Origin of the sequence: Ruegeria marisrubri (assembly GCF_001507595.1) — a bacterium.
In the GTDB taxonomy this organism is placed as follows: domain Bacteria; phylum Pseudomonadota; class Alphaproteobacteria; order Rhodobacterales; family Rhodobacteraceae; genus Ruegeria; species Ruegeria marisrubri.
The window spans coordinates 646,809-667,328 of the sequence record NZ_LQBQ01000012.1; the positions used below are offsets into that span (position 1 = coordinate 646,809).

Consider the following 20,520-nt stretch of genomic DNA (forward strand, 5'->3'; position numbering starts at 1 on the left):
TTGGAGCAGATTTTCCGAGCCCTGATACCATGAAGCAAAACTCCACCCTGCGATTGGCCAGCTACAACATTCAGAAATGCGTGGGCTTGGACCTGCGGCGTCAGCCTCAGCGCATTCTGCAGGTGTTGGAGCGGACCGGGGCGGATATCGTCGTGCTGCAGGAGGCCGACAAGCGCCTGCCGCCGCGGCCGGCGGCGCTGCCGCAGTTCATGCTCGAGGAACATGGCTGGCAGGTGGCTGACCTGGGCGGGGCGGGCAGCCTGGGATGGCATGGCAACGCCGTGATCTGGCGCGGCGATCACATCTCGGTCCGCGACACGGGTCATCACGATCTGCCGGGGCTGGAGCCGCGCGGCGCGGTGCGGGTGGAGTTCGAAACCTCGATCGGCCCTCTGCGCGTCGTCGGGATGCATCTTGGCCTGATGGCCAGGTGGCGGCACATGCAGGTGCTGCACATGCGGCAGGACAGCCATTCCCTCGACAAGATGCCGACCGTCTGGGCCGGTGACTTCAACGAATGGTCGCGCCAGCCGATCCTGGAACACCTGGCCCCCGACATGCGGTTCCTGCCGCCGCTGCCCAGCTTTCCCGCGGCGCAGCCGCTGGGCGCGCTGGACCGGATCGCGCTGGGCTATGGGCTGGAGGCGCAGGCGCACGGGGTTCACGCGGAACGGCCCGCGCATATCGCCTCGGACCACCTGCCGATCTGGGCGGATCTGCGGCCTGCATCCTGACGGTTTGCAATGCAAAACCCTGTGGCAGTCGCCGGGACGACGTATTATGACAGGACTCCAATGACAGATGGGGGTCAGAATGGCGGACACGATCATCGCGCGATGCGAGGCCAAGGGGCTGCGCATGACGGAACAGCGCCGGGTCATCGCCCGGGTGCTGCAGCAGAGCGATGATCACCCGGATGTCGAGGAACTCTATGCCCGCGCCTCGGCGCTGGACCCCGGCATTTCGATCGCCACCGTCTATCGCACGGTGAAGCTGTTCGAAGAGGCGGGGATTCTGGAGCGTCTGGAATTCGGTGACGGGCGCGCCCGATACGAGGATGCCGAGCGCGAACACCACGACCACCTGATCGACCTGAACTCGGGCGAGGTGATCGAGTTCATCGACCCCGAGATCGAGGCGCTGCAGGAAAAGATCGCGGCCAAGCTGGGCTACGAGCTGCGCGGCCACAAGCTGGAACTCTACGGCGTTCCGATCCGCAAGCGCTAGTCCTTGATCGTCCGGTCCATGCAGAAGGCCTGGGCCTGCGCCGCGCTCATCTGGTTGCCGACAATGTCCACCGAGATCGACTGGCTTTGAACGGGGCCTCCGGCCGGGGGCGTGAAGGCGAACTGGACGGCGCGGCGATCCGGCCGTGCCTGGCTGTCGCCGCGTCCGCGCACGACATAGATGCGTTGGGTCGCCGGTTTGCGAAGCTCTGCGATGGCGTGCCGGGCGGCGCCGCACCAATAGTCCCCGGCGGCGGGGCCTTGGGTGGCGATCACCTCGAACCGGTCACCTTCCAGCGGGTGGATCTCGAACAATTCCGAATAGGCCGCCGACAGGGTCGTCGGAGACAGCAGCAGGGCGGTGATGGCAATGTGTTTCATGAACTCCTCCTTTGACGGAGGGGATACGTCCGGGTGCGGGAGTCGGATCGGTCACCTTGTCGTGAGGCCTGTTCGCCGGGCGATGCGGCGCCGGTATCACGAAACGCGATGGGGCGACCCACGTCAATTCATGGACGCGATGTGCAAATTTTCTTGCCGCGCCATGGTTCATGCGGTTTTGGTAGCCCTGTTGCCCGGCCCGCGGCCGGTTTTCGACGATTGGAAACGCGCATGAACAACGTAAACGGCATCCTGCTGGTGGTCGCCGCGATGGCCGCCTTCACGCTTGAGGACATGTTCATCAAGCAGCTTTCGGCCACCGTGCCGACGGGCCAGATCATGATGGTGCTGGGGGTGTTCTGCTCGGCTGCCTTCCTGGTCATGGCCGTGGTCACCCGCAAGCGGATCTTCATCGCCGAAGCATGGAAGCCCTTGCCGCTGCTCCGGGCCGGGGCCGAGGCGGCCAGTGCGCTGACTTTCATCACCGCCCTGTCGCTGGTTGAGCTGTCCACCGTCGCCGCGGTGTTCCAGGCCATGCCGCTGGCCGTGACCATGGGGGCGGCGCTGTTTCTCGGCGAGCAGGTGGGCTGGCGCCGCTGGAGCGCGATCTTCGTCGGGTTCCTGGGCGTGCTGATGATCATCCGGCCAGGGCTGGAGGGGTTCCGCCCGGAATCGCTGTTCGTGGTGGCGACCGTGATCTCGGTGGCGGCGCGTGACCTGATCACCCGGCGCATCGACGCCCGCGTGTCGTCGGCGGTTGTCTCCTCGCAGGCCTATTTCGCGCTGATCTTGGCCGGTGCGGCCATGCTGGCGCTGACGCCCGACCGGGTTGCGCCGCTGCAGGAGGGGCAGCTTGTGCCCTATGCCGGGGCGGTGCTGTTCGGGGTGCTGGGCTATTACGGCATCGTCACCGCGATGCGGATCGGCGAGGCCTCGGCGGTGACGCCGTTCCGCTACACAAGGCTGCTGTTCTCGATTCTGGCCGGGATGCTGGTTTTCGGCGAACGGCCCGACGCGCTGACCCTGATGGGGGCGTCTCTGATCATCGGGTCGGGGCTGTATACCTTTCTGCGCGAGCGGCGTCTGGTGCGCGAGATGGTCGCGGCAGCGGCCTGATCCGACGCGGCGCTGCGGTTGGCTGCCTCAGGCGCGGGTTTGGTGGCGCGTTGTTGGCGCAAACAGTGAATTGTTAGCCCTAAACCCGCGAAAATTGGCGCGTTAGCGATAACGGTGCCGGTTTACATTTGGCCCGGTGCTGCTATGACGCGGGCAATTCAACGCATCGTCAGGGACCCAGTTCATGAGCACCATCATCGACATTCACGCGCGCGAAATTCTGGACAGCCGCGGCAACCCCACGGTCGAGGTCGACGTGATCCTCGAAGACGGCACCATGGGCCGCGCCGCCGTGCCCTCGGGCGCATCGACCGGCGCCTACGAGGCCGTGGAAAAGCGTGACGGCGACACGTCGCGTTACCTGGGCAAGGGCGTGCTCGAGGCCGTGGCCGCCGTGAACGGCGAGATCGCCGAGGAACTGGTGGGCTTTGACGCGACCGAGCAGGTGGCGATCGACACCACGATGATCGAGCTGGACGGCACCCCCAACAAGGGCCGCCTGGGCGCCAACGCGATTCTGGGCGTTTCGCTGGCCGTGGCCAAGGCAGCGGCGGATTTCACCACCCAGCCGCTCTATCGCTATGTGGGCGGCACCTCGGCCCGCGTGCTGCCGGTGCCGATGATGAATATCATCAATGGCGGCGAGCACGCCGACAACCCGATCGACATCCAGGAATTCATGATCATGCCGGTCTCGGCGTCCAACATCCGTGACGCGGTGCGCATGGGGGCCGAGGTGTTCCACACGCTGAAAAAGGAACTGTCGGCGGCGGGTCTGGCCACCGGCGTCGGTGACGAGGGCGGGTTCGCGCCCAACATCGCCTCGACCCGCGAGGCGCTGGATTTCGTGCTGAAGTCGATCGAAAAGGCCGGCTACAAGCCGGGCGACGACATCTACCTGGCGCTGGATTGCGCCGCGACCGAGTATTACAAGGACGGCAAATACGTCCTGTCGGGCGAGGGCAAGACCCTGAGCAGCGACGAGAACGTGGCCTATCTGGCGGCGCTGGTGAAGGACTATCCGATCATCTCGATCGAGGACGGCATGTCCGAGGATGACTGGGACGGCTGGAAGGCGCTGACCGACGAACTGGGCGGCAAGGTGCAGCTGGTGGGTGACGACCTGTTCGTGACCAACCCCGCGCGTCTGGCCGAAGGCATCGAGAAGGGTTGCGCCAACTCGATGCTGGTCAAGGTGAACCAGATCGGTTCGCTGACCGAGACCCTGCGCGCCGTGGATATGGCCCACCGCGCCCGCTATACCAACGTGATGAGCCACCGCTCGGGCGAGACCGAGGACGCCACCATCGCCGATCTGGCCGTGGCGACCAATTGCGGTCAGATCAAGACCGGCTCGCTGGCGCGGTCGGACCGGCTGGCGAAATACAACCAGCTGATCCGCATCGAGGAATCTCTGGGCGAAGTGGCCGAATATGCAGGCCGTTCGATCCTGCGCTGAGATCGCGCCTGTCAGGCGAACAGATGATTGGCCCGCGCTACGCGCGGGCCTTTTCCTTGGCGGTCTGTTCGTGCGTCAGCAGGGACGGGTGACGTAGGTTCCGTCGCCGCGGGCATAGGCGCATTGGCCCGTGCGGGCATTCTGCGCCACCATCGTGCCGGCTGCCGCGCCGGCAAGTGCCGCGATCAGTTTCCAATCGTCATCCGCCTTGAGGGCGTCGGCAAGGATCAGCCCGGATGCCGCGCCAGCTGTCACACCGACGACGGTCGCCTGATTTTCCGTCAGGTCTTCGCAGCCGGCCAGAACCAAAGCGATAATGGGAAAAGTTAAACCAATTGCCTTCAAGGACATGCCTGATCTCCTTGTGTTTGTGTGCTGAATTCGATCGCACGTCGGGTGTGATTCCCTGAAACCGAGTATAGGAGCACAGGCTAGTCGTTTCCATTTTCGGTTGGTTATGGGGGGCGGTCAGGTTCACGGGAGAAATCTGTGCTTGCGAACATCTCACCACGAACACCTGGAAATGCTGCGGCGCTGGCGTTCGAAATGCGCCATCCCTGTTGAGAGGTGCCTGAAGGGCTTTGCCGTTCTTCGAGATGGACCTGCCGCAGGTGTAGGGTTGGGCTACAGGGCCTTGCTCATCAGCATGTAGCGGTCGCGGGGTTTGAAACCGGCACGCAGATACAGCCGCTGCGCGGTTTCGTTGGCGCGATCCACCTCGAGGTGCAGAGCCTTGAGGCCGCCTGCGGCCAGCGCCTTGGGCAGGGCCTGCAAAAGTTCGGTGGCGATTCCGCGCCCGCGCACGGCCGGGCGGATGTAGATTTCATCGACGAAGCCGTCCATGCCGCCGAACTCGACCGACCAGCCGAAGGTGATGATGACATAGCCCAGAGGCGCGCGGCTGGGGCCGATCAGGTAGACGCAGCCATGCGGGATGCCTTCGAGCAGCGGCGCAAGGGCGGCGCGGCGCTGGTCGGGGTCCTGTTCGATCCCGGCCTCGGCGTGAAAGCCGGCGACCAGACCCATCAGGCGGTCGAGATCCTCGGGGCGGGCAAGGCGCAGGGCGGCGCTCATAGCCGGGCCAGCCGCTCGGTGAGCAGGGCAAAGAACCCGTCGGCGTCCACGTCGCCGATGAACAGAGCGTTGGGCTCGCGGTCGGTCACGCCCCACCAGTCGGCGACGGTCATGCCGAGGGTGAGTTCGGACCGGGTTTCGATTTCCACGTTCACATGGCGGCCCGAGAACAGCTCGGGCCGGATCAGGTAGGCGGTCACGCAGGGATCGTGCAGGGGGGCGCCGAGGCTGCCGTATTTTTCCTTGTCGAAGCGTTCGAAGAAATCGGTCATCTCGGCCACCGCGACGCCGACCCTGGTGCCGAGCGCGCGGAAGGCGTCGTTGCGCTGTTTGGTGACCAGTGCCTTGTGGGTGACGTCGAGCGGCATGACCACGATGTCCGCGCCGGATTTGAACACGATGTCAGCGGCTTCGGGATCGACGTAGATGTTGAATTCGGCGGCCGGAGTGATGTTTCCCACCTCGAAATAGGCGCCGCCCATCAGGACGATCTGCTGCACGCGGTCCACGATGTCGGGGGCCTTTTGAAAGGCGGTGGCGATGTTGGTGAGCGGCCCCAGCGGGCAGAGGGTGACGGTGCCCGGCGGGTGGCGGCGCAGGGTGTGGATGAGGAAGTCGACCGCGTGGCCCTGGGCCAGTTCCATCTTGGGGTCGGGCAGGTCGGGGCCGTCGAGGCCGGTCTTGCCATGCACGTGCTCGGCGGTGACCAGCTTGCGTTTCAAAGGCGCGTCGCAGCCCGCATAGACCGGCACGTCGGTGCGGCCGGCCAGTTCACAGACGATGCGGGCGTTTCGCGCGGTCAGGGGCAGGGGCACGTTGCCCGCGACGGCGGTGATGCCCAGCACCTCGATCTCTTCGGGGCTGGCCAGCGCCAGCAGGATGGCGACGGCGTCGTCCTGTCCGGGGTCGGTGTCGATGATGATCTTGCGGGCGGTCATGGGGCCTCCGGGGGGATGGTGAGGGCGGACACTGGCAAGCGCGGCCCGGCTTGTCCAGCCGTTTCAGGCGTCGCTTGCGGCCTTGAGCGGCGGGAGTTTGCCGTTCGCGCGGTGCTCCTCGGCCTTCACCTCGTCCCACAGGGCGTCCATCTCCTCGAGCGTGCTTTGCTCGGGCGTCTTGCCACGTTCGGCGAGGCGTTCCTCGATCTTGTTGAAGCGCCGGGTGAACTTGGCGTTGGTGCGGCGCAGGGCGGCCTCGGGCTCGACGCCCAGATGGCGGCCGAGATTGACGATCACGAAGAGCAGGTCGCCGAATTCGTCTTCGAGCGCGTCCGCGTCCATGCTTTCGCGCGCCTCGGCCAGTTCGGCGGCCTCTTCGGCGATCTTGTCCAGCACATGGCCCGCATGGGGCCAGTCGAACCCCACGCGGGCGGCGCGTTTCTGCAGCTTGTAGGCGCGCAGCAGGGCGGGCAGGTTGGCGGCCACGCCATCCAGCGCGCCTTTCTGTTCCTTGCCGGCGCGCTCGGCGGCCTTGATCGCCTCCCAGTCGCGGGTCTGCTGTTCGGCGGACTTGTCGCGGGATTCGTCGCCAAAGACATGCGGGTGGCGGGCCACCATCTTGTCGGCCATGGTGCGCACCACGTCCTGAAAGGTGAAATGCCCGGCCTCTTCGGCCATCTGCGCGTGAAAGACCGACTGGAACAGCAGGTCGCCCAGCTCGCCCTTGAGCTCGTCCCAGGCCTGTCGTTCGATGGCGTCGGCGACCTCGTAGGCCTCTTCGATCGTGTAGGGGGCGATGGTGGCGAAGTCCTGTTCGATATCCCACGGGCAGCCGGTGTCCGGGTCGCGCAGGCGGCGCATGATCTCCAGCAGCCGCTCGATTCCGGCGTCGGTATCGTGGATCAGTGGATTTTCAGCCATTGCGAAGCCCCTTGTTCCGGTGTCAGATGCATCCATCCCGCAGCTTGGATCAGGAGTCCACCCCCGATGCCCGTCGTGAACCGAATTGCCGACTATGCCGCCGACATGGCCGAATGGCGCCGGCACCTGCATACGATCCCGGAACTGGAATTCGATTGCCACTAAACCTCGGCCTTCGTGACCGAGCGGCTGCGCGAGTTCGGCGTGGACGAGATCCACAACGGGATCGCGAAAACCGGGGTCGTGGCCATCATCAACGGGCGCGGAGAGGGGCCGACCATCGGCCTGCGTGCCGATATGGACGCGCTGCCGATCGCCGAGGAAACGGGGGCGGAATACGCTTCGAAGAACCCCGGCAAGATGCATGCCTGCGGCCATGACGGGCACACGACGATGCTGCTGGGGGCGGCGCGGTACCTGGCCGAGACGCGGAACTTCAAGGGCCGGGTCGCATTGCTGTTCCAGCCCGCCGAGGAAGAGGGCGGCGGCGCCAACGTGATGGTCGAGGAGGGCGTCATGGACCGGTTCGACATCGCCGAGGTCTATGCGCTGCACAACGCGCCGGGCAACGACGAGGGGGCGTTCTTTACCACGCCCGGGCCGCTCATGGCGGCGGTGGATACGTTCGAGATCCACATTCAGGGCTGCGGCGGGCATGGGGCCATGCCGCACGAGACCCGCGACCCGGTGATGGCGGCCTGCGGCATCGCGCAGGCGATCCAGACCATCGTGAGCCGAAACAACTATGCGCTGGACGATCTGGTGGTTTCGGTGACGCAGATCCACACCGGCACCGTCAACAACGTCATCCCGGACACGGCCTATATCAACGGCACCGTGCGCACATTCGATCCGAAGGTGCAGAAGATGGTGATGGGGCGGATGCAGCAGATCGTCGAGGGGCAGGCCGTTTCCTATGGCGTCGAGGCGCGGCTGGACTACCAGGTCGGGTATCCTGCGACGGTGAACCACCCCGACAAGGCCGCCTTTGCCGCCGAGGTCGCGCGCGAAGTGGCCGGCGACGGGCGGGTGATCGCCGATGCGGGCCGCGAGATGGGGGCCGAGGATTTTTCCTACATGCTGCAGGCGCGGCCGGGGGCCTATCTGTTTCTGGGTCAGGGCGACGGCGCGGGGCTGCATCATCCGAAATATGACTTCAACGACGAGATCGCGCCGGTCGGCGCCTCGTTTTTCGCGCGGATCGTCGAAAAGGCGCTGCCGGTGGAGTGACGGCGCGGTCGTCGCTCTTGTGACGTGGCGGCAGGGGCGGTGGCGCGCTCTTGCCCGGTGCCGAGGCGGGGTTAGGGTTTCAGGGAAATCTGCATGGGGTGGAAGATGGGTATTCTCTGGCTTCTGGTCGTTCTGGTGCTGCTTGGCATGGCCTATGTCAGGCTGGCCCCGTCGCAGGTGGCGCGCTGGCATGTGGCGCCCGTGGGGGATGCCAACAAGGATTTCAAACGCGGCGCCCTGCGGGTGGTCGAAACCGGCCCCGACGGGCTGGCGCGGTTCGACGCCATCGCCCGCGCCGCGCCGCGGACGCAGGTTCTGGCCGGGTCGGTCGCAGAGGGCATGGCGACCTATGTCACCCGGACACGGATGATGGGTTTTCCCGACTACACCACGGCGGCGCAGGATGGTGACACGCTGCGCATCGTGGCGCGGTCGCGCTTTGGCCGGTCAGATCTTGGGGTCAACCGAAAGCGGCTGGAGGGGTGGCTGAACCGATTGCAGGCGGGAGGATAGGCAGCCCTCGGACACTTCGCGCCACATCGGCACGTTCAGCGACATCTGGCATTGCGCCATGAACATGCGCCCGTCCACCTGCAGGCAGATGGTTTCGCCCAGTTCGACACGGGCCCCGTTGCTGTCGGTGCAGTAGCAGTCGCGCACCTTGCCGTCGGGGCCGACCACATCGGCCGAAACCGGGGCGGCGCCGAGGGCGAGGATCAGGAAAAGCCGTCTCATGCGCCGAACTTAGCATGGCCTTGGCCCTTGACCAATGCCCTCGGATAATAGACACCGCCGCAATGATCCCGGAAGAACGCCTAGAACAGATCACGCAGAGATTTCAGTATCTCGAGGCCGCCATGGCCGATGGCGCCGCGGGCGAGGACATCGCCACGCTGGCCAAGGAATATTCCGACCTCAAGCCGGTGGTCGATCAGATCAATACGTGGCGGCAGCTGGTCGCCGATCTGGCCGAGGCCGAAGAGATGCTGTCCGACCCGGACATGAAGGAACTGGCCGAAGAGGAGATCCCGCAGCTCAAGGCGCGCATCCCCGAGGCCGAGCACGCGCTGCAACTGGCGCTGCTGCCCAGGGACGAGGCCGACGCGCGCCCGGCGATCCTGGAAATCCGGCCCGGCACCGGCGGCGACGAGGCGGCGCTGTTCGCGGGCGACCTGCTGCGCATGTATCAGCGTTACGCCGAGGCGCGCGGCTGGCAGTTCGAGATCATCGAGGAACAACAGACCGAGCTGGGCGGCATCAAGGAAGTGGTGGCCCATATCAAGGGCGACAACGTCTTTGCCCGGCTGAAATACGAATCCGGCGTGCATCGGGTTCAGCGGGTGCCCGAGACCGAGAGCGGCGGGCGGATTCACACCTCGGCGGCGACGGTTGCCGTTCTGCCCGAGGCCGAGGATGTCGATATCCAGATCGACCCGAATGACCTTCGCATCGACACGATGCGCAGTTCGGGCGCGGGCGGGCAGCATGTGAACACCACCGACTCGGCGGTGCGGATCACCCACCTGCCCACCGGGATCGTGGTGACGAGTTCCGAGAAATCCCAGCACCGCAACCGCGAGATCGCGATGCAGGTGCTCAAGACCCGCCTCTATGACATGGAGCGCCAGCGCATCGACAGCGAACGCTCGGCCGACCGGGCCAGCCAGGTGGGGTCGGGCGACCGGTCCGAGCGCATCCGCACCTACAATTTCCCGCAGGGGCGGATGACGGATCACCGGATCAATCTGACGCTCTACAAGCTGGACCAGGTGATGCAGGGTGATCTGGACGAGGTGATCGACGCGCTGACGGCGGATGACCAGGCGCGGCGGCTGGCGGAGATGGTGCAATGAGCGGCACTCAGACAGCAGCGCAGGCGATGGTCGCGGCAACCGCGCGGCTGCGGGCGGCCGGTGTGGCCGACCCGGCCCGCGATGCCCGGCTGCTGCTGGCCCATGCCGCCCGGATCGAGGCCAGCCGGGTGACGCTGATCGCGCCGGACGAGTTGCCGGCGGAAATCGCCGAACGCTACGAACAGCTGGTGTCGCTGCGCGCCATTCGCGTGCCGGTGTCGCATCTGCTGGGCGAGCGCGAGTTCTACGGCCGCCGCTTTCGGGTCAGCCGCGACGTGCTGGACCCGCGCCCCGAGACGGAAACCCTGATCGAGGCGGCGCTGTCGGAACCTTTCGACCGGGTGCTGGACCTCGGGGTCGGATCGGGCTGCATCCTGGTCACGCTGCTGGCCGAACGGCCGAGCGCGACCGGACTTGGCGTCGATCTGAGCGAGGCCGCCTGCCTGCAGGCCAGCGCGAACGCGGTCACGCATCGGGTTCAGGACCGGGCCGACATCATCCGCTCGGACTGGTTTGAAGCCGTGGAGGGGCAGTTCGACCTGATCGTATCCAACCCGCCCTACATCGCGCTGGATGAAATGGAGGATCTGTCGGCGGAGGTGCGCGAACACGAGCCGCGCCTTGCCCTGACGGATGAAGGAGACGGGTTGGGCGCCTATCGCCGGATCGCGGCAGGTGTGCCGGATTTCCTGATGCCGCGGGGGCGGGTCATCGTCGAGATCGGTCCGACGCAGGCGCGTCAGGTGGCCCAACTGTTCGACGCGGCGGGCTTGTCGGATATCCGGGTGGTGCAGGATCTGGACGGGCGCGACCGTGTCGTCATGGCCCGAATGCCCGGATGATTGCGCAAACTGCGGCAGAAAAGCGCCGTTGGATGTAAAAAAGCTGCGAAATTACAGTGAGCCCTCTTGTCTGCACGGTCAGGACGTGCTTATTCAGAGTAGTCGATGAGGTTGACGCCGTGATAGCGCACCTCCGACGCCAAGCCCAAAAAGTCGTCCGCGCGTCATAAAAACAGCCCCAAACGGCGTGAAGTGCGGGTTGATCGGCAGTGAAATACAAGGCTGAAGACAAACAAGATGAGATCTTCCAAATCCCGCTCGCGGGCCAAGAGCAACCGCAACCGTCCTACAGGCGGCAACGTCGTCAACCGGGTGTTCGACAGTTCGGGCCCCGAAGGCAAGGTGCGTGGCACTCCGCAGCAGATCATTGACAAGTACAACCAGCTGGCCCGCGACGCGCAGCTGAGCAACGATCGCGTGGCAGCCGAGAATTTCCAGCAGCATGCCGAGCATTATCTGCGGTTGCTGAGCGAAGCGCAGCGCGAAATCGAGGCGCGCCGCGAGGAACAGGAGCGCCAGAACCGCGAGCGTCAGGCCGAGCGCGACCGCGAACGCGCCGAGCGGCAGGAACGGCAGGAGCGAGAAGCAGCGGCACGCCAGGCGGACCCGGCCGAGGCGCCGCAGCCCGACATTCTGGATTTCGGTGCGGATGCAGGTGGCCTGGTGGAAACGCCGGAAAGCAAGGGTGCGCAACCCGAGGGCGCGCAAAGCCCGGAGGCAAAGCCCAAGCAGCCCCGTCGCCCGCGCACCCGCAAGCCCAAGCAGGCACCTGCCGCAGAGGGTGGCAAGGATGCCGGTGGCGATGCGCCGGAAGCGGCGGAATAACGGAAAAATTCCATGCTTTGATAAACCCCGGTTTCGTGCCGGGGTTTTTGTTTGAAAGCCAGCAATTCGCAGGTCGGAGTCGACGTTCGTTCGGCGTCAGGCCTTTTTCAGTTCGCGCGCCAGTGCGCAGAAGGCTTCGAGCGAGACCTGTTCGGCCCGGTCCGTGGGCTTGATGCCGGCCGCGATGAGGCGGTCCTCGATATCCGGGGCCATCCCCTTGAGCGAGGCGCGCAGCATCTTGCGGCGCTGGTTGAAGGCGGCCGCGACCACCTTTGACAGCGTTGCCGCATCGGCGGGATAGCGCGGTTCGGGCAGGGCGGTCAGATGCACGACCGCGCTGGAAACCTTGGGCGACGGGGTGAAGGCGCCCGGCGGCAGGGACATGGCGATGCGCGCCTCGGCCCGCCATTGCGCCAGGATCGCCAGCCGGCCATAGGCCTTGCTGCCGGGCCGGGCCACGATGCGCTCGGCCACCTCGCGCTGGAACATCAGGGTCAGGCTTTGCCAGAAGGGCGGCCATTCGGGCGGGGTGAGCCAGCGCACCAGCAGTTCGGTCCCGACATTGTAGGGCAGGTTGGCCGCGATGCGGATCGGCGGTGTCAGATGTTCGAGCGGATCGATTTCGAGTGCGTCGCCATTGATGATGTCGAGCCGGCCGGGATAGGCGGCGGCGATTTCCTGGAGCGCGGCGATGCAGCGGGTGTCCTTTTCGATGGCCACCACCTTGCGCGCGCCCTCGGCCAGCAGGCCGCGCGTCAGGCCGCCCGGGCCGGGGCCGATTTCCAGCACGTCGCATTGCGTCAGGTCTCCGGCCTGCCGGGCGATCTTGGCGGTCAGGTTGAGATCGAGCAGGAAGTTCTGGCCCAGCGACTTGCGGGCCGAGAGCTGGTGCCTGGCGATGACCTCGCGCAGCGGGGGGAGGGTGTCGATTGCGCTCATGATCCGGTTACCGTGGCGCGGGATGCGGGCGGTGCGCCAGAGATTTTTTGCCTCCGGCGGGGATATTTGAGGCCAGATGAAGGATCAAGTGCTTTGTGCCATGCGTTGCGCGAGTTTCAGGGCCTCGATCAGGCTGGAGGGGTTGGCGATGCCTTTTCCCGCGATGTCGAAGGCGGTGCCGTGGTCGGGCGAGGTGCGGATGAAGGGCAGGCCCAGCGTCACGTTCACGCCCCGGTCGAAATCCAGCGTCTTGATCGGGATCAGCGCCTGGTCGTGATACATGGCGATGGCGGCATCGTAGCGGGCGCGGGCCGCGGCGTGGAACATGGTGTCGGCGGGGTGTGGTCCGGTCAGGGTGTAGCTGTCGGTCTGCATCGCCTCCAGCAGCGGCGCGATCCAGTCGGATTCCTCGGTTCCCATGGCACCGCCTTCGCCGGCATGGGGATTGAGGCCGGCCACCGCGATGCGGGGGTGGGCGATCCCGAACTGGTCGCGCAGGCCCGCCGCGGTGATCTGGATGGTGTCGCGTAGCAGGCTGGGGGTGAGGGCGGTTGGCACCTCGGACAGGGCGATGTGGATGGTGGCGGGGACCACGCGCAGCTGGTCGCTGGCCAGCATCATCACCACGCGCTCGCGCCCTGCCAGGGCCGCGAGGAACTCGGTATGGCCGGGATAGGCAAAGCCCGCGCCGTCGATCAGCGCCTTTTTGTGGATCGGCGCGGTGCAGAGTGCCGAGGCGGCACCGGTCTGCACCAGTTCCACCGCCCGTTCGATGGCCTGGATGACGAAGGGCGCGTTTTCGGGGGCGGGCTGGCCCGGTTGCGCCTTGGTCGCGAAGGAAATCGGCAGGACCGGGAGGGTGCGGTCGCAGGCGACGGTGGCCTGCGAAGGCGTGTCGATCAGGGCGACCGGGGTGTCCGGTGGCAGGTGGGCAGGGTCGCCGATCCAGAAGAACGGGCAGTCGCCGCGCAGATGGTCCCACGCCTTGGCCGCTATTTCCGGGCCGATACCAGCCGGTTCACCGCAGCTCAGGGCAATGGGGGCGCTCATTGCTCGATGATGACCGCGTCTGCGCGCAGCTGTTCCAGCAGGCTTTCGGCAAAGGCTTGAAGCCGCTGATTCGTCAGGGCATTGGCGACATCCTGCCGCGAGGTGTCCTCGCCTAGGTCCCGGGTGCGTCCGCAGAGCATGAGGAACATCAGGGTCTGGCCGTTGTTGCGGGTCAGGGCGGTCGAGATCTCGCCCGGATCGAGCTTGGACAGTTCCAGCGCGATATCGCGCGGGATCTCGCCCGGCTTGGCGGAGACGCGGTCGAGAACCTGCGGAGGCTGGCCCTTGGCCACGCCGTAGAGGTCGTCGCAGGTGTCCACGCGGGCGGCCAGTTCGGCGGCGGATTTCAGGGTTTCCGGGCTGCGCCCACCGGCCATGTAATAGGCGGCATAGTCGATCTGGCTGTATCTCGGGGCGCCGGCGGCAACCTCTCGCACCCCGCGCATCTGGAAGATCGCGATGGCGTTGGGCAGGGTGAGCGGCGCGGACACCTCGCCCTTGTTGAGGGACAGGATCACCGGTTGCAGCGCGGGCGGCAGATTGTTGAGCGGAAGCCAGTCCAGCCGGCCGCCGTTCGTCCGCGTGTCGGCCGCCGAGTATTGCTCGGCCGCTTCGGAGAACGCGTCGAAACCTTCGATCAGCGAGAGTTCCTCGGCCAGCGCCTCGGCCTGTTCCAGCGTCTGCGGGGTGACGGGGATGATGATCTCGGACAGCAGCACCTGCAGGCCACTGCCGCCCGCCTGGCCCATGGCGCGGTCGATTTCTTCATCCGTGGGGCGCGCGCGAGAGATGAAGCGCGCGCTGATGTAGTCGCGCCAGCCGATCTGGACGCGGATGAAATCCCGGACGGTTTCCGGTGCGATGCCGGCATCGCCAAGGATCTGCAGGAATTCATCGGTCGAGAACCGGCCGCGTGCGGCGAAGTCATCTATGCCCTGCTGGACGTCTTCCGGAGCGATCTCGAAACCGGCATCCCGCAGGGCCTGCATGCGCAGACTGTCGTCGATGAGCGACTGGCGCACCTCCTCGTCGGTACTGCCCGGAATTCGGAGCAGTTGCAGGAACTGCATGCGCTGGTCCAGCTCGTACCAGGTCACGATGTCCTGGTTGACCCTGATGGCCGGTGAAAACGGGCTTTGGGCCGGTGCCGGGACGGCGGTGAAGGCCGCGATCGCTGCCAGAACAACCGGCGCCGCAGCTTTTGCCCATCGGGAAAGGCGGGATGTCGAAAAAACGGGTCTCAGCTGCATGTTCGCCTGTATTTCTTAGCTGCGCCTTCAATGGCATATCCGGTCAGGGCAACGGTAAAGCCGAAATCGGTCGAGGGCTCAATACTTGATGTCGTTGTATAGCGTCGTCTGACCGACATGTTAACCGTCACGCATTCGTTCCGGTACGTCAGGCCGACGCCCGCGTTGATCGCGCTGGAGGCTTCCAGGTCGTATCGGGCGCTGGCCGTGGTGGTCCAGTTCCGGTTGATGGCGTAGCGCCCGCCGAACCAGATCTCGGAAAACGCGTCGGTGCGGTCCACGGTCGGGTCTTCTGCGAGCCACACATACGAACCGGCTATGCTTCCGCGGTCGGTCCGCCACGACCCCCGCAATTCCGCCTTGGAGAAGTCCAGATCGCCGTTGAGGATGCCGCGTGCAGTCAGGGCGATGCCGTCATTGGTCTTGATCTGGCCGGCAAGCAGCAGATCCGAAGAGGTGCCCTGCAACCCCGACGTCAGGTTGAAATCCGGGTCGGCGGTATCGCGAAAGACCTGACCGATGGTTGCAAAGGCCTGCAAACCGTTCGGCGCGAAACGCGACCAGTTCAGGCCCACGACCGCCGTCGTGCCGTCCTCGCGGCGGTCCTCGGCGGGAAAACGCGACAACGACAGAAGGTTGCCCTGATCGAATTCCTGATAGTTGCTTTCGTCGTTGAGCACGTCGGTGTCGGAGACATGCGTCCATCCGATCTGGGCGATGGGCTCGATATACTGGGTGGCGCCGGAGCCTTCGCGCCGGAGCATCGGATAGCGCAGGGTAAAGGCGGCGCGCGGTGTCGCGCGCGTGACCCGGTCGGGGAAGGTGCTGTCGTCGGAAGTGTCGAAGGTATCCGCCGAAGCGCCCATCTGCCATTCCGCCCGCAGCCCGGTGGCGAAGGTCCAGCTGCGCAGCCATTCGGCATCGAAAGTGGCGCGCGCCACGTCCCGGCCCACGATGTCCTCGTCGCTCGTGCGTTCATGCGCATGGCTGACGAAGCCTAGGCGAACTTCGCCGCCCAACAAGTTGGGAAAAAACCGCTTTTCGTAATTCAGGTCAAAGACGCGAGAGGGGATCTCTTCGTCGTTTTCGCTGTCCCGCAGAGACCGGTAATGGATGAAGCTGGTCTTGAAGGCGGCATCCCGCTTGATCCGCGTCAGGGCGATCTCGCTGCGCAGACGGTCGAGATCCGGCAGGCCGTAATCCACCAGGTAGGCGTCGTCCGAGGTCGTCTTGAGATCGAATGTGAAACGGAAATCGTTCTTCAGGTTGAACCAGCCGCTGGCGAACAGATAGCCGCGATCTTCTCCGGGTTGCAGATCATCCCGGGTCTGCGCGCCTTCGATGGTGATGCGGCCGTTGCGGAAGGCCTGCCGATAGCGATAGCCCAGCGTCCTTGTCTTTGGCGAAAAGTAGGGGGTGAGGGTCAGGTCCTTGTGATCGCCCAGCTTGAAGAAATACGGCACCTGGAGGCCGGTCCCGAGTTGCGAGGTGGTGCGGAGGGACGGCACGAGGAACCCCGTGGCGCGGTCCAGCGTCGGGTCGGGCAGGCGGATGACCGGGAAGTAGAACACCGGCACATCCAGAATGCGGAACTGCGCGTTCTCGAAATAGATCTGACGTTCCAACTGGTCATGCGTGACCTTCTGCGCCCGGATCTGCCACAGGGGTGGCTTGCCGTTTTCGCAGACATGGCAAGAGGTTGCGGTGGCTTTGTAAAGCCGGGTGTAGCGCCCGCTCACGCGGCGCATCTGGGTGCCGGCGATCTGCACCTGCTGGTCGAACACCATCCGCGCCCCGGTCAGAAGCCCGTTGTGCAGGCTGTCGTCCAACTCGGCCGCATCGGCGAGGATGGTAGAGGCACCGCCCTGATCCAGCCGGATCGGGCCTTCGATCGACAACCGTCCACTGGTGCGGTCATAGGTGATCTTGCGGGCCTCAAGGCGCGCGTCTCCCTGAAACACAACGACATTGCCTTCGGCGACGAGCGTCTTGTCCCCCGTGAGAAACACCCGGTCCGCCACCAGCAGGGCGGGCTGGTCCTGCTGTTCCGCCTCGGCGGCATCGGGCCGCGGCGACTGGGCCTGTGCCGAATGGGGCAAGGCCAGGACCGCCATGCAGGATATGATTGCTGTCAGGGTACGCCGCATCATCCGTCCTCTGCGTGCAGCAACAGGCCAATGGAAAGCAGGATGGCCGCCACTGGAGGCGCCCAGGCCGCCAGGTAGACGGGCAACTGCCCGTTTTCACCGAGGATCTGCGCGAAGTTCCTGATGAAATAGATGCCGAAACCCAGCAGCACCGCGGACAGGACCGCGATGCCGGTGCCGCCGAACCGGACGTGGCGCATGGTGAACACCGCGCCGATCAGCACCATCGACACCAGAAAGAGGGGGCGTGCCAGTTGCACGTTCAGCCAGACTTCGTAGTGCTTGGTGGAAAACCCGGCCTGTTGCAGGTCGAGGATCAACTGCGGCAGGTCATAGACCGAGACCGTGTTCTGCCGCCCCAGCGTGTCGAGAATCCGCTTCTGCGTAAGCGTCGTGGGGATTTCCAGCGTTGCGTGGACCGAGGCATTGGCCTCGGGGTTGAGACCGGTGTCCAGCGGCCATGACTTGGCGTTTTTCAGAATCCAGACCCCGTCGCCCAGACGGGCGCTGTCCGCGGCGATGCGTTGAACCGGGGTTCCGGCGCTGTCGTAGGTCAGAATCGTCACGTCCAGCAGGGCGAATCCCGGCCCCCGGCCGGTTCCGGCCGCGTGGATGACGGACTGCCCCGAATTGTTGCCCTGGCGCAGCCAGAGGCCCTCTTTGGTGATCGACAGGGCAGAGTTGCCGTTGTTGCGGTAGCTGTCGGCAAGCCGGTCGTATTGTTCCGACGTCGCGGCAACGATCGGGTTGAGCATGGCGACGGCCAGCACGCCGATCACCAGAGCGACCATAACCGGCGCGGCGAGAGAGCGGATGCCCGATCGGCCGATCGCCCGCGTCACCACCAGCTCGGAACTGCGGGCGAGGCCGATGAAAAGTGCGATGGTGGACAGGATCATCAGCAGCGGCAGGATTTCACTGACCGCCGCGGGCGCGTTCAGAAGCGTCAGGTGCATCAGCCGCCCGAAACTCAGGTCGTAATCCTCGAAGCGGCGCACCTGTTCGATCAGGTCGATGAGCAGGATCAGCGTCAGGAACACGCCGCCGATGACGAGAAAGCTTTGCAGGAACCTGCGGGCGAAATAGCGGTCGAGGATCACGGGAACGCCTCCGCGCCTGCACCGCCGTCGAGAATCGGGTGCAGGGCATTGAAACAGCACGTCATGCGCAAACGCATATGCCTGCCGTGTCGTTTCACTGCGGTCCCCTCGAAACTCGTTCGTCGTTTTCCGGGGACATTAATCGAATTGGGCGCCGGGGAAAACTGCTATCTGGTAATGCCGGCCCCGGCAGGATACCTCTTGTCCGACAAGTTTTGAGGAGCGAGCAATGAGCAGTCTGATCCCGATCCGTTTCCAGCCCACCGACCTCGATCAAATCGCCACCGCCGAGGGCCGCGTGGCGATCATCATTCCGCCCGAGGGAAAGATGGACCCGGCGGCGCGTCGGGCGAACCGCCTGACCAAGGGCGCGGTGGGGCGGCTGATCGAGAGCAAGCGGTTCGAAAAGGCCAAGCCGGGGCAGGTTCTGACGCTGGCATACCCGGTCGGCATGGCCGCCGAGGCGCTGGACGTGGTGGTGCTGCCGCGCCGGGCGGATTCCGCAACGGCCCGCAAGGCCGGTGCGGCGCTGGCCAAGGCGGCCGGAGGAAAGAACCTGCTGGTGATGGCGGGCAACCAGAACCGGATCGAGGATCTGGCCATGGGGATCGAACTCAGATCCTACAGCTTTGACGCGCACAAGAGCGAGGATCCTGAGAACCCCAAGGAAAAGGGTGAGGTCGTGATCTGCCACACCAAGGCAGATGCCGCGGCCGAGGCCTTTGCCCCGATGGCTGCCGCCGCCGAGGGTGTGTTCATGACTCGCGACCTGGTGAACGAGCCGGCCAACGTGCTGACCACCACCGAGTTCGCCAACCGCCTGAAGGAAATGGAGGCGCTGGGACTCGAGGTCGAAGTGCTGGACGAAGACCAGCTGGCCGAGCTGGGCATGCGCACGCTGCTGAGCGTGGGGCAGGGCTCGGACAGCCCCTCGAAGGTCGTGGTGATGCAGTGGAAGGGCGGCGACGCGGAAGATGCGCCGCTGGCGCTGGTCGGCAAGGGCGTGGTGTTCGACACGGGCGGCATCTCGCTGAAACCGGCGGCGGGCATGGAGGACATGACCATGGACATGGGCGGCGCCGGTGTGGTCGCCGGGACCATGCGCGCGCTGGCTCTGCGCAAGGCCAAGGCCAATGTCGTGGGTCTGGTCGGGCTGGTCGAGAACATGCCTTCGGGGCGTGCCTCGCGCCCGGGCGACGTGGTCAAGTCGATGAAGGGCGACACGGTCGAGATCATCAACACCGATGCCGAGGGCCGTTTGGTGCTGTGCGACGTGATGTGGTACGCGCAGGAGCGGTTCAAGCCGGTGGGCCTGATCGATCTGGCGACCCTGACCGGGGCCATCATCATCGGTCTGGGGCACGAGAATGCCGGCGTGTTCTCGAACAACGACACGTTCTGCGACGCCTTCCTGAAGGCCGCCCGGGCCGAGGACGAGGGCGCCTGGCGGATGCCGCTGGGCAAGGCCTATGACGAGATGTTGAAATCGCGCATCGCCGACATGAAGAACGTGGGCGGACGGCCTGCGGGCTCGATCACCGCGGCGCAGTTCCTGCAACGCTTCGTCAAGGACGAGACGCCTTGGATCCATCTGGACATCGCGGGCGTGGCCTCGGTGTCGAAAGAGACCGATCTGGCGCCCAAGGGGGCGACCGGCTGGGGCGTGCGGGCGCTGAACCGTCTGGTGCAGGACAATTTCGAGCAGTGACCATGGGCGCTGCCTATTTCTACCACCTGACGCGCCGACCGCTGGAGGAGACCTTGCCGGTTCTTCTGGAAAAGGCGCGGCAGGCCGGGTGGCGGATCGCGGTGCGCGGCACCGATCCGGGGCGGCTGGACTGGCTGGACGAAAAACTGTGGCTGGGGCCTGAGGACAGGTTCCTGCCGCATGGTCGCGCGGGTGGGCCGCATGACGCGCTGCAACCGATCCTGCTGACGACCGAGGCGGAGGCCGCAAACTCGCCCGCCTGCGTCATGGCCATCGACGGGGCCGAGGTCGATCCGGCCGAGGTGGACGGGCTGGAGCGGGTCTGCATCCTGTTCGACGGCACCGACCCGGCGGCGGTGCAGCGGGCGCGGGAACAGTGGCGGGCGCTGACATCGGCGGGATGTTCCGCGCAATACTGGTCCGAGGAAAGCGGCCGTTGGGAGAAGAAGGCCGAGGCCTGA

General features: G+C 65.6%; 21 protein-coding genes and 1 pseudogene. 11 read left to right on the forward strand and 11 right to left on the reverse strand.

Annotation, left to right across the window (positions count from 1 at the left end):
• The first annotated feature begins 29 nt into the window (after positions 1 to 29).
• The gene (locus AVO45_RS10180; RefSeq protein WP_068346519.1) at positions 30 to 734 is read left to right on the forward strand and encodes an endonuclease/exonuclease/phosphatase family protein; all 705 of its coding nucleotides are present in this window, start codon (positions 30 to 32) and stop codon (positions 732 to 734) included.
• A gap of 79 nt (positions 735 to 813) precedes the next feature.
• Entirely contained in the window at positions 814 to 1,227 is a 414-nt protein-coding gene (locus AVO45_RS10185) for a Fur family transcriptional regulator (protein ID WP_068346750.1), read from the forward strand.
• Here the strand turns inward: AVO45_RS10185 and AVO45_RS10190 are convergent.
• On the reverse strand, positions 1,224 to 1,607 hold the full coding sequence (locus AVO45_RS10190) for a hypothetical protein (RefSeq protein WP_068346521.1): 384 nt from the start codon (positions 1,605 to 1,607) through the stop codon (positions 1,224 to 1,226). The genes AVO45_RS10185 and AVO45_RS10190 overlap by 4 nt on opposite strands.
• A gap of 231 nt (positions 1,608 to 1,838) precedes the next feature.
• On the opposite strand from AVO45_RS10190, the gene AVO45_RS10195 reads away from it, so the two are divergent.
• Together AVO45_RS10195 and eno are read left to right on the forward strand one after the other, a co-directional pair.
• Entirely contained in the window at positions 1,839 to 2,723 is an 885-nt protein-coding gene (locus tag AVO45_RS10195; RefSeq protein WP_068346523.1) for a DMT family transporter, read from the forward strand.
• A gap of 184 nt (positions 2,724 to 2,907) precedes the next feature.
• Positions 2,908 to 4,182, forward strand: coding sequence for a phosphopyruvate hydratase (eno, locus tag AVO45_RS10200; protein ID WP_068346525.1), 1,275 nt, complete (start codon positions 2,908 to 2,910; stop codon positions 4,180 to 4,182).
• 75 nt (positions 4,183 to 4,257) lie between these two features.
• Here the strand turns inward: eno and AVO45_RS10205 are convergent, their stop codons facing one another.
• The 4 genes from AVO45_RS10205 to mazG all read right to left on the reverse strand — a co-directional run bounded on the left by AVO45_RS10205 (position 4,258) and on the right by mazG (position 7,115).
• Positions 4,258 to 4,533, reverse strand: coding sequence for a glycine zipper 2TM domain-containing protein (locus AVO45_RS10205; RefSeq protein WP_068346527.1), 276 nt, complete (start codon positions 4,531 to 4,533; stop codon positions 4,258 to 4,260).
• A 273-nt stretch (positions 4,534 to 4,806) separates the two neighbouring features.
• Positions 4,807 to 5,256, reverse strand: coding sequence for a GNAT family N-acetyltransferase (locus AVO45_RS10210; protein ID WP_068346529.1), 450 nt, complete (start codon positions 5,254 to 5,256; stop codon positions 4,807 to 4,809).
• Positions 5,253 to 6,194, reverse strand: a complete 942-nt coding sequence (locus AVO45_RS10215; RefSeq protein ID WP_068346531.1) for a nucleoside hydrolase — start codon at positions 6,192 to 6,194, stop codon at positions 5,253 to 5,255. Before AVO45_RS10215 ends, AVO45_RS10210 begins: the two co-directional genes overlap by 4 nt.
• Positions 6,195 to 6,257: 63 nt before the next feature.
• The gene (gene mazG / locus AVO45_RS10220; protein ID WP_068346532.1) at positions 6,258 to 7,115 is read right to left on the reverse strand and encodes a nucleoside triphosphate pyrophosphohydrolase; all 858 of its coding nucleotides are present in this window, start codon (positions 7,113 to 7,115) and stop codon (positions 6,258 to 6,260) included.
• A gap of 66 nt (positions 7,116 to 7,181) precedes the next feature.
• Here mazG and AVO45_RS10225 point away from each other — a divergent pair.
• Positions 7,182 to 8,345, forward strand: a pseudogene (locus tag AVO45_RS10225) (M20 aminoacylase family protein).
• Positions 8,346 to 8,438: 93 nt separating this feature from the next.
• Positions 8,439 to 8,858 carry a DUF1499 domain-containing protein gene (locus AVO45_RS10230; protein ID WP_068346534.1) on the forward strand — a complete coding sequence of 140 codons (420 nt, stop codon included), beginning with the start codon at positions 8,439 to 8,441 and terminating at the stop codon, positions 8,856 to 8,858.
• Here the strand turns inward: AVO45_RS10230 and AVO45_RS19395 are convergent.
• Positions 8,793 to 9,080, reverse strand: coding sequence for a hypothetical protein (locus AVO45_RS19395; RefSeq protein ID WP_082688741.1), 288 nt, complete (start codon positions 9,078 to 9,080; stop codon positions 8,793 to 8,795). The two genes, AVO45_RS10230 and AVO45_RS19395, sit on opposite strands and share 66 nt — an antisense overlap.
• A gap of 62 nt (positions 9,081 to 9,142) precedes the next feature.
• Between AVO45_RS19395 and prfA the strand changes: the two genes are divergently transcribed.
• The 3 genes from prfA (at position 9,143) to AVO45_RS10245 (ending at position 11,865) form a co-directional block, all read left to right on the forward strand.
• A complete protein-coding gene (prfA, locus tag AVO45_RS10235) occupies positions 9,143 to 10,198 on the forward strand; it encodes a peptide chain release factor 1 (RefSeq protein WP_068346536.1) in 1,056 nt (351 codons plus the stop codon).
• Positions 10,195 to 11,040 (forward strand): peptide chain release factor N(5)-glutamine methyltransferase, encoded by an 846-nt coding sequence (gene prmC, locus AVO45_RS10240; protein ID WP_068346538.1) that lies wholly within the window; start codon positions 10,195 to 10,197, stop codon positions 11,038 to 11,040. The genes prfA and prmC overlap by 4 nt, the downstream gene beginning before the upstream one ends.
• A gap of 237 nt (positions 11,041 to 11,277) precedes the next feature.
• The gene (locus AVO45_RS10245) at positions 11,278 to 11,865 is read left to right on the forward strand and encodes a DUF4167 domain-containing protein (RefSeq protein WP_068346540.1); all 588 of its coding nucleotides are present in this window, start codon (positions 11,278 to 11,280) and stop codon (positions 11,863 to 11,865) included.
• A gap of 96 nt (positions 11,866 to 11,961) precedes the next feature.
• On the opposite strand, the gene rsmA is transcribed toward AVO45_RS10245, so the two are convergent.
• The 5 genes from rsmA to lptG all read right to left on the reverse strand — a co-directional run bounded on the left by rsmA (position 11,962) and on the right by lptG (position 18,351).
• Complete coding sequence (gene rsmA, locus AVO45_RS10250) at positions 11,962 to 12,804, reverse strand: 16S rRNA (adenine(1518)-N(6)/adenine(1519)-N(6))-dimethyltransferase RsmA (protein ID WP_068346542.1); 843 nt, start codon at positions 12,802 to 12,804, stop codon at positions 11,962 to 11,964.
• Between the two features lie 84 nt (positions 12,805 to 12,888).
• Positions 12,889 to 13,854 (reverse strand): 4-hydroxythreonine-4-phosphate dehydrogenase PdxA, encoded by a 966-nt coding sequence (gene pdxA, locus AVO45_RS10255; protein ID WP_068346543.1) that lies wholly within the window; start codon positions 13,852 to 13,854, stop codon positions 12,889 to 12,891.
• Positions 13,851 to 15,104, reverse strand: coding sequence for a peptidylprolyl isomerase (locus AVO45_RS10260; RefSeq protein WP_068346546.1), 1,254 nt, complete (start codon positions 15,102 to 15,104; stop codon positions 13,851 to 13,853). Before AVO45_RS10260 ends, pdxA begins: the two co-directional genes overlap by 4 nt.
• Entirely contained in the window at positions 15,095 to 17,251 is a 2,157-nt protein-coding gene (locus AVO45_RS10265; RefSeq protein ID WP_068346753.1) for an LPS-assembly protein LptD, read from the reverse strand. The genes AVO45_RS10260 and AVO45_RS10265 overlap by 10 nt, the downstream gene beginning before the upstream one ends.
• Positions 17,251 to 18,351 carry an LPS export ABC transporter permease LptG gene (gene lptG / locus AVO45_RS10270; protein WP_068346548.1) on the reverse strand — a complete coding sequence of 367 codons (1,101 nt, stop codon included), beginning with the start codon at positions 18,349 to 18,351 and terminating at the stop codon, positions 17,251 to 17,253. The genes AVO45_RS10265 and lptG overlap by 1 nt, the downstream gene beginning before the upstream one ends.
• A gap of 229 nt (positions 18,352 to 18,580) precedes the next feature.
• Here lptG and AVO45_RS10275 point away from each other — a divergent pair, with 229 nt between their 5' ends.
• Both AVO45_RS10275 and AVO45_RS10280 read left to right on the forward strand, forming a co-directional pair.
• The gene (locus AVO45_RS10275) at positions 18,581 to 20,059 is read left to right on the forward strand and encodes a leucyl aminopeptidase (RefSeq protein ID WP_068346550.1); all 1,479 of its coding nucleotides are present in this window, start codon (positions 18,581 to 18,583) and stop codon (positions 20,057 to 20,059) included.
• A gap of 2 nt (positions 20,060 to 20,061) precedes the next feature.
• On the forward strand, positions 20,062 to 20,520 hold the full coding sequence (locus tag AVO45_RS10280; RefSeq protein ID WP_068346553.1) for a DNA polymerase III subunit chi: 459 nt from the start codon (positions 20,062 to 20,064) through the stop codon (positions 20,518 to 20,520).

Coding starts and splice junctions, on each gene's coding strand:
- AVO45_RS10260 (WP_068346546.1), bottom strand. CDS start 15,104: ATGCAGCTGAGACCCGTTTTTTCGACATCCCGCCTTTCCCGATGGGCA.
- AVO45_RS10205 (WP_068346527.1), bottom strand. CDS start 4,533: ATGTCCTTGAAGGCAATTGGTTTAACTTTTCCCATTATCGCTTTGGTT.
- AVO45_RS10245 (WP_068346540.1), top strand. CDS start 11,278: ATGAGATCTTCCAAATCCCGCTCGCGGGCCAAGAGCAACCGCAACCGT.
- AVO45_RS10210 (WP_068346529.1), bottom strand. CDS start 5,256: ATGAGCGCCGCCCTGCGCCTTGCCCGCCCCGAGGATCTCGACCGCCTG.
- eno (WP_068346525.1), top strand. CDS start 2,908: ATGAGCACCATCATCGACATTCACGCGCGCGAAATTCTGGACAGCCGC.
- AVO45_RS10190 (WP_068346521.1), bottom strand. CDS start 1,607: ATGAAACACATTGCCATCACCGCCCTGCTGCTGTCTCCGACGACCCTG.
- prfA (WP_068346536.1), top strand. CDS start 9,143: ATGATCCCGGAAGAACGCCTAGAACAGATCACGCAGAGATTTCAGTAT.
- AVO45_RS19395 (WP_082688741.1), bottom strand. CDS start 9,080: ATGAGACGGCTTTTCCTGATCCTCGCCCTCGGCGCCGCCCCGGTTTCG.
- AVO45_RS10185 (WP_068346750.1), top strand. CDS start 814: ATGGCGGACACGATCATCGCGCGATGCGAGGCCAAGGGGCTGCGCATG.
- pdxA (WP_068346543.1), bottom strand. CDS start 13,854: ATGAGCGCCCCCATTGCCCTGAGCTGCGGTGAACCGGCTGGTATCGGC.
- AVO45_RS10180 (WP_068346519.1), top strand. CDS start 30: ATGAAGCAAAACTCCACCCTGCGATTGGCCAGCTACAACATTCAGAAA.
- AVO45_RS10230 (WP_068346534.1), top strand. CDS start 8,439: ATGGGGTGGAAGATGGGTATTCTCTGGCTTCTGGTCGTTCTGGTGCTG.
- AVO45_RS10195 (WP_068346523.1), top strand. CDS start 1,839: ATGAACAACGTAAACGGCATCCTGCTGGTGGTCGCCGCGATGGCCGCC.
- AVO45_RS10275 (WP_068346550.1), top strand. CDS start 18,581: ATGAGCAGTCTGATCCCGATCCGTTTCCAGCCCACCGACCTCGATCAA.
- AVO45_RS10215 (WP_068346531.1), bottom strand. CDS start 6,194: ATGACCGCCCGCAAGATCATCATCGACACCGACCCCGGACAGGACGAC.
- prmC (WP_068346538.1), top strand. CDS start 10,195: ATGAGCGGCACTCAGACAGCAGCGCAGGCGATGGTCGCGGCAACCGCG.
- AVO45_RS10265 (WP_068346753.1), bottom strand. CDS start 17,251: ATGCGGCGTACCCTGACAGCAATCATATCCTGCATGGCGGTCCTGGCC.
- rsmA (WP_068346542.1), bottom strand. CDS start 12,804: ATGAGCGCAATCGACACCCTCCCCCCGCTGCGCGAGGTCATCGCCAGG.
- mazG (WP_068346532.1), bottom strand. CDS start 7,115: ATGGCTGAAAATCCACTGATCCACGATACCGACGCCGGAATCGAGCGG.
- AVO45_RS10280 (WP_068346553.1), top strand. CDS start 20,062: ATGGGCGCTGCCTATTTCTACCACCTGACGCGCCGACCGCTGGAGGAG.